This window comes from Anaerorhabdus sp. (genome assembly GCF_036657415.1).
Lineage (GTDB): Bacteria > Bacillota_I > Bacilli_A > Erysipelotrichales > Erysipelotrichaceae > Anaerorhabdus.
Genome location: NZ_JAVXGL010000068.1, coordinates 1 through 10,502, shown reverse-complemented (window position 1 = coordinate 10,502; position 10,502 = coordinate 1). Strand labels below are relative to the sequence as shown.

Genomic DNA, 10,502 nt, shown 5'->3' with positions numbered 1-10,502 from the left:
TCCAGAACGTATTTCTATGCCAGATATTGATACAGACTTTCCAGATGATCGCCGCGATGAAGTTATTGATTATGTATATCAAACTTATGGTAAAGAACATGTTGCGCACATTGTGACTTTTGGTACATTGGGTGCTAAACAGGTATTACGGGATGTGGGGCGAGTTTTAGAAATCCCATTACGCGAAATTGATGTAATTAGCAAGGCTGTACCATTTGCTCCAAAAATGACACTTCGTAGAGCGTATAAAGAATCTGCATATTTAAGACAATTAATTGATGCAGATAAGCGTTATACAGAATTATTTAGAATTGCATTAAAACTTGAAGGCCTTCCAAGACATACAAGTACACACGCAGCAGGTGTTGATATGTCTAATTTGCCATTAAATCAAGTTGTGCCAACCATTCAAATTGAGCAAGATATGGTATCAACACAATATACAATGGAGTATTTGGAATCAATTGGGCTAATCAAGATGGATTTTCTAGGCTTACGTAATCTAACAATTATTGATGATGTTGTCAAAATGATACAAGCAAAAAATCAAGATTTTGCTATTCTTCAAATACCACAAGATGACAAGAAAACTTTTGAAATTATTCGAAAAGTCGATACAATGGGGATTTTTCAGTTGGAATCAGATGGTATGAAAAATTTAATTCGTAAAATGGAGCCGACATGTTTTAATGATATTGTGGCTACAATTGCGCTATTTAGACCAGGACCTATGGAAAATATTCCTATTTATTTAGAAGCTAAAAAAAATCCAAGCTCTATTCAATATATTCATCCTAAATTGGAAGGAATTTTGAAAGATACGTATGGAATTATGATTTATCAAGAACAAATCATGCAAGTAGCTCAAATCATGGCGGGATTTTCATTAGGTAAAGCAGATATTTTGAGAAAAGCAATGTCTAAGAAAAAAGCAAGTGACATTGCGTTAATGGAAAAAGATTTCATTGATGGATGTTTGAAGAATGGTTATACAAAAGAGTTAGCACATCAATTATTTGATTTAATCGCAAAGTTTGCGGGATATGGTTTTGGTAAAGCACATTCTGTTGCGTATGGATTAGTGGCTTATCAACTAGCTTATTTAAAGGCTAATTATCCATATGAATTTTATTGCTCATTATTAAATAGTGTAATTGGTTCAGAAAGTAAAACTGCTGAATACATTGATGAATGTCGTAGAAAAGAAATACCAATACTAGTTCCATCTGTTAATACAAGCTCATTTACATTTGAATTAGAAGATAAATCAATTCGTTTTCCACTACTTGCAATTAAAAATGTTGGCGGAAGTGCCATTGAAGAAATTGTAAATGAAAGAGAAGTAAATGGAAAATTCAATGATTTTCATGACTTTGTTGCACGTATTTTGACAAGAAAAGTAAATCGTAAAATTATTGAATCATTAATAGATGCAGGCGCGTTAGATGAATTTAAAGTGAATCGTAAGAGCTTATTGGCATCGCTGGATGATGCGATTCGCTATGCTGATTTAGTTCGAATTGATACAGGTAATCAAAGTCGTATTGACTTGGGATTGGTATCAAAACCAATACTTTATCAAATAAAAGAAGATGTTTTGGAGCGGAGTGAACGTGAAAAAACAGTTCTTGGATTCTATTTGGGTTCACATCCTATTCTAGAAATAAAGAAAAAACTTGGCATAGAGGGTCAACCCCTTGTAAAATTAAGACAGAGTCAAGGTTTTGTGAAAGGATTCTGTTGTATTAGTAAGATTCGCCAACATCGCACTAAAAAAGGTGATTTGATGGCGTTTGTAATTGGGTATGATGAGACAAGCGATATAGATCTTGTTGTCATGCCGAATGTTTACCAAAAAGTTCAACCAATTTTAGTCAAAGGACACTATGTATTCTTTGAAGGAAAGATGGATGATAAAGGTTCATGCTTAGTAAACACCGTTCGTTTACTAGAAGAAAAATAGGAGGATGAACATGGCAAAGATTTTAATCGTTGATGACGAATTAATGATTCGTGAAGTGGTACGTGAATATGCATTGTTAAATGGATACGAAGTAGAGGAGGCAAGTGATGGATTAGAAGCAATTCAACTTGTTGAAAATCAAAATTTTGATTGTGTTATTTTGGACATCATGATGCCAAAATTAGATGGCTTCTCTGCTTGTAAACAAATAAAAAAATTAAAAGATATTCCAGTGATTATGTTATCTGCAAGACAAGAAGAATATGACAAACTTTTTGGGTTTGAACTAGGTGTGGATGATTATGTAATTAAGCCATTCTCACCTAAAGAATTAATGGCACGAGTTAAAGTTGTTTTAGATCGTGGACGTGCGAAAGAAAATCAAATGCTCTGTTTTGAGGGGCTTACCATTGATGTTGATGGACGAAGTGTATTAGTGGATAATGAAAAAGTTAATTTGACACCAAAAGAAATTGATCTACTTCTATATATGGTAAAAAATAAAAACATTGCGTTATCACGTATGAAATTATTAGAAGAAGTATGGGATTATGATTACTTTGGTGATGATAGAACCGTGGACACACATATTAAAATGTTAAGACACAATTTAGGAAAATATCGTGATTTTATTGTGACAGTTCGTGGAATGGGGTATAAATTTGAAGTATAAATTAAGAGGAATAAAATTCAATGTTTGGTTGGATTTCTTCTTATTTGCCCTTGTGCTCTTGTTAATACTAGGGATACTTCAATTTTCTTTAATTAAACCTTATTATCGTAATAATAAGATTAGTGCAATTAAAGAAGTTGCATCAAAACTAGAAACGTACATTATACACAACGATACTGGAAGTGATTACTTAGTTGAAAAAGCCTTTCAAGTTGCTGTAAATAATAGTGTATGTGCTGCAATTTATAATGAACAAGGAAAAATGGTTTATAGTGCAGATGGTTTAGGACAAAGTTGTATATTCAATCAAAAAATATCATTAGGAGGACAGGATATTGTCCCTTTTAATAATGGAATGTATATGAATGAATATGTCAATTCTGTTGGAAATGATTTTTCAGAGGTACTTGTCAACTCAAAAAGTAAACAAGAAATGATTTTATATGGTCAAAAAATAAAAACCAATTTAGGTAATCTATATCTCTATATAAATAGTCCATTAGAACCTGTTGATTCCATTGTAAGCTTTTTTAAAGAGCAATATTTTTTCTATACATTGGTTGTAGTAGGATGCTCTTTCGTTATCTCACTATTCATTTCTAATGGTTTATCAAAACCAATTGTAAAGATGAAAAGTTCAGCGGATAAGTTATCAAAAGCGGATTATGAAAATGCTCATTTTGAGGGATCATATTTTAGTGAAATTGATGAACTTGCGACAACGTTAAATGATGCGACTGAAAAATTATCAAAGGTGGATGAATTGCGAAAAGATTTAATTGCGAATGTATCACACGATATTAAAACACCGCTCACAATGATTAAGGCCTATGCTGAAATGATTCGTGATATATCTGGTGAGAATGCTGTGAAACGCAATCAACATTTAAACGTAATTCTCAATGAAGTGGATTATCTAGATCATCTTGTTATGGATATGCGTGAGTTATCAATGATGCAATCAGGTAATTATTTATTGAAACTTACTAATTTTGATGTTGTTAAAAAATGTCATTATATTCTATCATTGTTTGAAGTTTTAATTGAAGAACATCACTTTGAAGTAGAACTTGAGAGTGAAGAGTCAATTATTCTATGCGCAGACGAAGTTAAAATTGGACAAGTTATTTATAACTTTTTATCTAATGCTATTAAACATACAGATGATGGCAAGAAGATTACAATTCGTATCGTCCGAAAAGATGATTGTATCCATGTAGAGGTTCAGGATGAAGGTTCGGGAATTCCAATGGAAAACATTCCATATATATGGGATCGATATTATAAAATTGATAAACAATTTAAACGTGCAGAAGTTGGTACAGGACTAGGTCTTGCGATAGTCAAGGCTATCCTAGATAATCATCATGCACGATATGGTGTTATTAGTATGGAAGGGGAAGGTTCGACATTTTGGTTTGAACTAGAACAAGAGAATGTCTTTTGATTATTTGCCTGAAACAACGTTAGAAATCAAACAACGAAAAGATATGTTTCGTATGAATAGTGATACACATTATCTAGGGAAGTTTCTTTATGTAAAAGAAGATGAAAGTGTTTTGGATATTGGTTGTAATAATGGTGCACTTTTACTTTATGCAAGTCTATTTAATCCTAAAACATTAGTCGGAATTGATTATTTTCAAGAAGCGCTTAGTTTAGCTGAAGAAAATATGAAACATAATCACGTTGATGCAGTACTCGTTCATACAAAGATTCAAAATTTTGAGTATGCTCCCTTTGATGTCATCGTATGTAATCCGCCTTTCTTTAAAGTTGATGAGAATTCAAATGTAAATGAAAGCGAATATTTACGTATTGCTCGACATGAGGAAATGTTAACGTTAAGAGAATTATTTGTTCATGTGCGACGTTTATTGAAAGATGAGGGGCGATTCTATTTAGTTCATCGTACAATGCGATTAACAGAAATTGTGGAAGAAACTCTGAAAAATGGCTTCAAAATCAAACGAATGAAGCCAATTTATGATGAAAATAAAGAATATTCTACAAGTTGTTTATTTGAAATTGTAAAAGGTAAAAATAACCAAGTACTTGTAGAAAAACCAATATTTATCACAAGATAGCTGGAATTCAGTTGTCTTTTATTTTGGAAAAATGAAATTTTTGTGTTTTGGATTGAAAACTCATGACAAGTTTTTTAAAACTGTTATAATATTGACGATAGTGTGCCAAGAGAGCGCACTATGAGGAGGAAAAAGTGAATATGAAGCATTTGATTGACCCAATGGATTTATCAGTAGAGGAAATCAACAATCTTCTTGTCTTGGCTGATGATATCATCGCCAACAAGGAAAAGTACCAAGAGGTGTGTAAACACAAGACTCTAGCTACCTGTTTCTTTGAACCTAGTACAAGAACAAGATTAAGCTTCGAAGCAGCGATGCTCGAACTAGGTGGGAATGTTTTAGGATTCTCATCTGCGGATTCAAGTAGTGCCGCAAAGGGTGAAAGTGTATCAGATACCGCAAGAACGGTAGCTTGTTATGCAGACATCATTGCGATGCGACATCCAAAGGAAGGGGCACCGTTTGTTGCATCTAGAGATTTAACGGTACCTATTATTAATGCCGGAGATGGAGGACATAATCATCCAACTCAAACTCTAACAGACCTATTAACAATCCACCGTGAGAAAGGACATTTCGACAATTTAGTTGTTGGTCTATGTGGTGACTTGAAATTTGGTCGTACTGTTCACTCATTAATTAAAGCTTTGACAAGATATGAAAATGTACATTTTGTACTTATTTCACCGGAGGAATTACAAGTTCCAGAGTATATTGTTGAAGATGTATTAAAGAAATCAAATGTAACTTATGAAGAAGTAAAAACAATGGAAGAAGTCATGGATAAATTAGATATCCTTTATATGACACGTGTCCAACGTGAACGTTTCTTCAATGAAGCTGATTACATTCGTCTAAAAGATACTTATATTTTAGATACTGAAAAATTGAAAAAAGCTAAAAAAGATTTAACAATTATGCATCCACTTCCACGTGTAAACGAAATTTCAGTACATGTTGATGAAGATCCGCGTGCTGCTTACTTTAGACAAGCGTTGTTTGGTAAGTATATTCGTATGGCATTGATTATGACCATGCTTGGATTGAAATAGGGAGGGAAGCAGATGAATATCGATAGCATAAAAAACGGAATCGTTTTAGACCATATTACAGCAGGAAAAGCAAAAGAAGTATATGATAGCTTAGGTCTTGCAGATGTAGATTGTTCAGTTGCCATGATTATGAATGTAAAAAGTGGCAAAATGGGAAGAAAAGACATTTTAAAAATTGATGATGATTTTGAAGTGAATCTAGATGTATTAGGGTATATTGATCCAAATATATCTGTATGTATTATTAAAGATGGTGTGGTAAGTGAAAAGAAGAAACTATCATTACCAAAAGAAATAAAAAACATTGTCAAATGCAAAAACCCAAGATGCATTACATCAATTGAACAAGAATTAGATCATATCTTCTACTTGTCCGATGAAGAAATGCAAACATATCGTTGTATTTATTGCGAAACGAAAAAAGGATAGTTATAATAACTGTGATAAATATCACAGTTATTTTTATAGAAAAAAGAACGATGACAGTTAATCTGTTCCCAAAGCGAACTTGATGTTGGACTTAATGTGTCAAAATATTTAATGCGACTTAGTATTTTGTAGTTTTAACACGTATCTTCTTTTTAATCCAAGCATTTGTGATAAGTACGCAAAGAAATAAAAGGAGCTAATGAAGAAAAAGACTTATTTTACAGGGTATTTTGTGTTTTGTGTTGACTGTATCAATAGGAGTATGCTATACTCCTTATGTTATATGCCCTCACTAGGGTCTATAACCGCTCAAAAAAGGGAATAAGAGCTTATAGCCCCCTCACTTGGCGAGTCTACAGATTCAGAAAAAAAGATTAGGAGGTGCATGGAATGTACGCAGTTATCGAAACAGGTGGAAAACAACTACGTGTTGAAGAAGGACAAACAATTTTCGTTGAAAAATTAGAAGTTGAAGCAGGTGCTGAAGTTGTAATGGACAAAGTTGTTGTTGTTTCAAACGGAACAATTAAAGTTGGTACTCCATACGTAAGTGGAGCAAAAGTAACTTGTAAAGTAGAAAAACAAGGTAAAGCGAAGAAAATTACAATCTTCAAATACAAATCTAAAAAAGGTTCTACTCGTCGTAAACAAGGTCATAGACAACCATATACTAAATTAGTTGTTGAAAAGATCGAGGCTTAATTATGATACAAATTTTTATTCAAACGAATAATAATTGCATTGTTAGTTTGGATATTAAAGGTCATGCAGAATTTGATGAACATGGTAAAGATTTGGTTTGTGCAGGTGTTAGTAGTATAGCAATAGGCTTACTTAATGCACTTGAAGAATTCAAAACTGGTTATGATTGTCAAATGCAAGACAATGAAATAAAAGTTGTTGCAAATAATCTTAACAACAAGGAAGCTCAAATAATTCTTAAAACAGGAATTATTCAGCTACAAACAATACAAGAAAGCTATAAAGCTTACATAAAGATAAGTAAACAGGAGGTGTAAACCATGAAGTTTAGATTAGATATTCAGTTCTTCGCTTCGAAAAAAGGGGTAGGTTCTACTAAGAATGGCCGTGACTCTCAATCAAAGCGTTTGGGCTCTAAAAAATCAGATGGTCAATTTGCAAGTGCAGGTTCTATCTTATATCGTCAACGTGGCACTAAGATCCATCCAGGCACAAATGTTGGCCGTGGTGGTGATGATACTCTATTCGCGTTAGTTGATGGTGTCGTTAAATTTGAACGTTTAGGAAAAGACAAAACGAAAGTTTCTGTTTATCCTCAAGCATAACAAAGTGTCCCCAACGTATTGGGGACTTTTATTTCTTTAAGAGGAGGTCCAACAATGTTTATAGATCGTGTCAAATTAAAAATTAAAGCGGGAAATGGTGGCAATGGACTTGTTGCTTTTCGTCGCGAAAAGTATGTTCCACTAGGCGGACCAGCGGGTGGTGATGGAGGAAAAGGTGGAAGTATCATCTTTGAAGTTGATACAAATAAATCAACACTTTTAGACCTTCGTTATAATCGTCAAGTCAACGCACAAAGTGGTGGTAATGGACGTGCAAATAAAATGCATGGCCCAGATGGTGAAGATATTATTGTAAAAGTTCCACTAGGAACAATGATAAAAGATGTAGAAACAGGCGGAATCATTGCCGATCTAGTAAAACCTGAACAATCTGCAGTGATTGCAAAAGGTGGAAAAGGTGGTAGAGGTAACTGGCATTTCGCAACAGGAAGAAACAATGCTCCAGACTACGCTGAACAAGGTGAAGATGGCGAAGTTAAAGAAGTTCAAATTGAACTTAAACTTTTAGCTGATGTCGGATTAATTGGATTTCCTTCAGTTGGAAAATCAACACTTCTTTCAGTTGTTAGTAAAGCTAGACCTGAAATTGCTGAATATCATTTCACAACAATTACTCCTAATTTAGGTGTTGTTCAAGTAAGTGATGGACGTAGTTTTGTAATGGCTGATTTACCAGGGTTGATTCAAGGTGCTAGTGAAGGTAAGGGATTGGGTCATCAATTCTTACGTCATATTGAGCGTTGTCGTGTTTTACTTCATGTTATTGACATGGGTGGCCATGATGGAAGAGATCCAGTCGAAGATTATAAGATTATTAATGATGAGCTTCGTCAATATGAACTGCGTCTTACAGAACGTCCGCAAGTTGTTATCGCAAATAAAATGGATTTAGAATCTGCCGAAGAAAATCTTGAACGTTTTAGAAAAGCTTATCCAGATTTAGAAGTTTTTCCAACAGTTACGATTATTCACGAAGGGCTTGAAAGTGTTCTATATCGTGTTGCAGATTTATTAGAAGTTACTCCAGAGTTTCCAATGGTTGATGAGGAAACACAAACTGAAGGCATACTTTATAAATTTAAACCTGAAGCTCCAGCATTTGAAGTTTTCAACTTAGGAAATGGGCAATGGAAGTTAGAAGGAAAACGTTTAGATCGTTTGTTTAGAAGTGTCGACTTTGAAAGAGAAGAAGAAGTTTATCGCTTTGCATCAACATTAAAGAAAATGGGTGTTGATGATGCACTAAAAGAAGCAGGTGCAAAAGAAGGAGATACTGTCTTCATTAATGATTTTAAATTTGAATATTTTGATTAATTAAGAATTCATGATTTTATATCATGGATTTTTTATTTTATAATCACATTTCTTGATGTCTATTTATACGAGTGTTAGCATAAAAATAGGTTAGAGGATATAAAACTAGGACCGTACCTACCGTAGTTACTACGATGTCTAAGAGGTGATAAATATGAAAAAAATAGTAATCGTTACGTTAAAAGTTTTAGCAGTTGTTACACTTATTAGTGGTATATTTGCTGCATTTGCAACAAGCACAATGTCAATGCGTGGAATGATGCGTTACTTTGTAGAACCTTCATTTAATATTACAATCTTTATTACATTATTAATTACAGGCGTATTATCTAGTGTACTTCTCTATGGTTTTGCAATACATTTAGAAACACAAGAAGAAATGTTGGATGAAATTAAAAGAATACATTTTAGAGTACGTGCAATTGATGAAGAGAATGATTTTGAAAATTGCGAAGAATGTGATGAAATAATTGAAGAAGTTGATGTTGAAAGTGAACCAACACAAGAAGAAATTATAGAAGTTCAAGAAACAGATACGAAATAAGAATTAAATCTAGTTTTAGCCTAAAAAACCGATAGAATAGCAGAAATGTATTAGAATAAAAACTAATACATTTTTCTTGTTTTGCGCTGATTTAGCAAAAGAAATAATGAAATTGTGGTAAAATATAGGAGGTGATTAAAATGATAGCGTTTATTCGTGGAAAAGTATTTGCATATGGAATTGATTGGATAATATTAGATAATCAAGGGATTGGTTATCGCATTTTCTTTGGACATCCAGAAGCAATCAAATTAAATCAAGAAATTCAAATCTTCACATATCAACATGTTCGTGAAGATGAACTAAGTTTATATGGTTTCTTATCATTAGAAGAATATGAATTATTTTTAAAATTAATCTCAGTAAAAGGCCTTGGTCCTAAAACAGCCATGGGAATGTTAAGTAAATTTCATTATGAGCAAATTGTACAATCAATTGAAAATGGAGACGTAAATTTCTTAAAGGGATTACCAGGAATTGGTGGTAAAACGGCAAGTCAAATTATTTTGGATTTAAAAGGTAAATTGGTTAGTGCTCAAAGTAATGAACCAATTGCAAGTGAATTAACAGATGCAATGGAAGGATTGAAATCTTTAGGCTATAAACAAGGAGAAGTACAATCTATTGCGAATAAATTAAGAGAACAACCAGGATTATCAAGTGATGAATACTTGAAATTAGGGTTACAGCTTTTAATGAAAAAGAAATAGGAGGCTACAATGGAAGAAGAACGTTTATTATCTGCTTATGAAGAAGCAGGCGATGAAGAAGAAAACTTGCGCCCTCAAAATTTAAATGAATATGTGGGGCAAGATACATTAAAGAATAATTTGCGTATATTTATACAAGCAGCTCTTCAAAGAAATGAAACGTTGGATCATGTATTGTTATATGGTCCACCGGGCTTAGGTAAAACAACGTTGGCATACATCTTAGGAAACGAAATGCATGGTAGAGTTAAAACGTGTAGTGGTCCTAGTATTGAAAAAGCGGGTGATTTGGCAGCTATTTTATCAACGGTTGAACCAGGTGATATTTTATTTGTTGATGAAATTCATCGATTACCTAAAGTTGTGGAAGAAGTTTTGTATCCAGCAAGGGAAGATTTT

13 protein-coding genes and 1 other annotated feature are annotated in these 10,502 nt (G+C 33.2%); all 13 genes read left to right on the top strand.

The features are described from left to right. Nucleotides 1-1,963 (top strand): DNA polymerase III subunit alpha (gene dnaE / locus RSB60_RS09045; protein ID WP_332615863.1); only part of this gene is annotated, 1,963 nt, incomplete at its 5' end. Between the two features lie 10 nt (nt 1,964-1,973). Next, a complete protein-coding gene (locus tag RSB60_RS09040; protein WP_323380567.1) occupies nt 1,974-2,636 on the top strand; it encodes a response regulator transcription factor in 663 nt (220 codons plus the stop codon). Beyond that, nucleotides 2,626-4,083, top strand: a complete 1,458-nt coding sequence (locus RSB60_RS09035; RefSeq protein ID WP_332615861.1) for a sensor histidine kinase — start codon at nt 2,626-2,628, stop codon at nt 4,081-4,083. Before RSB60_RS09040 ends, RSB60_RS09035 begins: the two co-directional genes overlap by 11 nt. Next, on the top strand, nt 4,073-4,723 hold the full coding sequence (locus tag RSB60_RS09030) for a tRNA1(Val) (adenine(37)-N6)-methyltransferase (RefSeq protein ID WP_332615859.1): 651 nt from the start codon (nt 4,073-4,075) through the stop codon (nt 4,721-4,723). Before RSB60_RS09035 ends, RSB60_RS09030 begins: the two co-directional genes overlap by 11 nt. Before the next feature lie 140 nt (nt 4,724-4,863). Next, entirely contained in the window at nt 4,864-5,778 is a 915-nt protein-coding gene (gene pyrB, locus RSB60_RS09025; RefSeq protein WP_323380812.1) for an aspartate carbamoyltransferase, read from the top strand. Nucleotides 5,779-5,790: 12 nt separating this feature from the next. After that, nucleotides 5,791-6,207: an aspartate carbamoyltransferase regulatory subunit gene (locus tag RSB60_RS09020; protein ID WP_323380564.1), complete on the top strand. Its 417-nt coding sequence runs from the start codon at nt 5,791-5,793 to the stop codon at nt 6,205-6,207. A gap of 293 nt (nt 6,208-6,500) precedes the next feature. Beyond that, nucleotides 6,501-6,572 (top strand) — a sequence feature (ribosomal protein L21 leader region). A 25-nt stretch (nt 6,573-6,597) separates the two neighbouring features. Further along, on the top strand, nt 6,598-6,909 hold the full coding sequence (gene rplU, locus RSB60_RS09015; RefSeq protein ID WP_332615857.1) for a 50S ribosomal protein L21: 312 nt from the start codon (nt 6,598-6,600) through the stop codon (nt 6,907-6,909). Between the two features lie 2 nt (nt 6,910-6,911). Further along, complete coding sequence (locus RSB60_RS09010) at nt 6,912-7,226, top strand: ribosomal-processing cysteine protease Prp (protein ID WP_323380562.1); 315 nt, start codon at nt 6,912-6,914, stop codon at nt 7,224-7,226. A 3-nt stretch (nt 7,227-7,229) separates the two neighbouring features. Then, nucleotides 7,230-7,514: a 50S ribosomal protein L27 gene (gene rpmA, locus RSB60_RS09005; protein WP_323380561.1), complete on the top strand. Its 285-nt coding sequence runs from the start codon at nt 7,230-7,232 to the stop codon at nt 7,512-7,514. A 54-nt stretch (nt 7,515-7,568) separates the two neighbouring features. Beyond that, entirely contained in the window at nt 7,569-8,849 is a 1,281-nt protein-coding gene (gene obgE / locus RSB60_RS09000) for a GTPase ObgE (RefSeq protein ID WP_332615853.1), read from the top strand. A gap of 154 nt (nt 8,850-9,003) precedes the next feature. Continuing rightward, nucleotides 9,004-9,393: a hypothetical protein gene (locus RSB60_RS08995; RefSeq protein WP_323380559.1), complete on the top strand. Its 390-nt coding sequence runs from the start codon at nt 9,004-9,006 to the stop codon at nt 9,391-9,393. Between the two features lie 140 nt (nt 9,394-9,533). After that, complete coding sequence (gene ruvA / locus RSB60_RS08990; RefSeq protein WP_323380558.1) at nt 9,534-10,103, top strand: Holliday junction branch migration protein RuvA; 570 nt, start codon at nt 9,534-9,536, stop codon at nt 10,101-10,103. A 9-nt stretch (nt 10,104-10,112) separates the two neighbouring features. Further along, nucleotides 10,113-10,502: AAA family ATPase (locus RSB60_RS08985; protein ID WP_332615850.1), on the top strand; the 390-nt coding region annotated here is incomplete at its 3' end.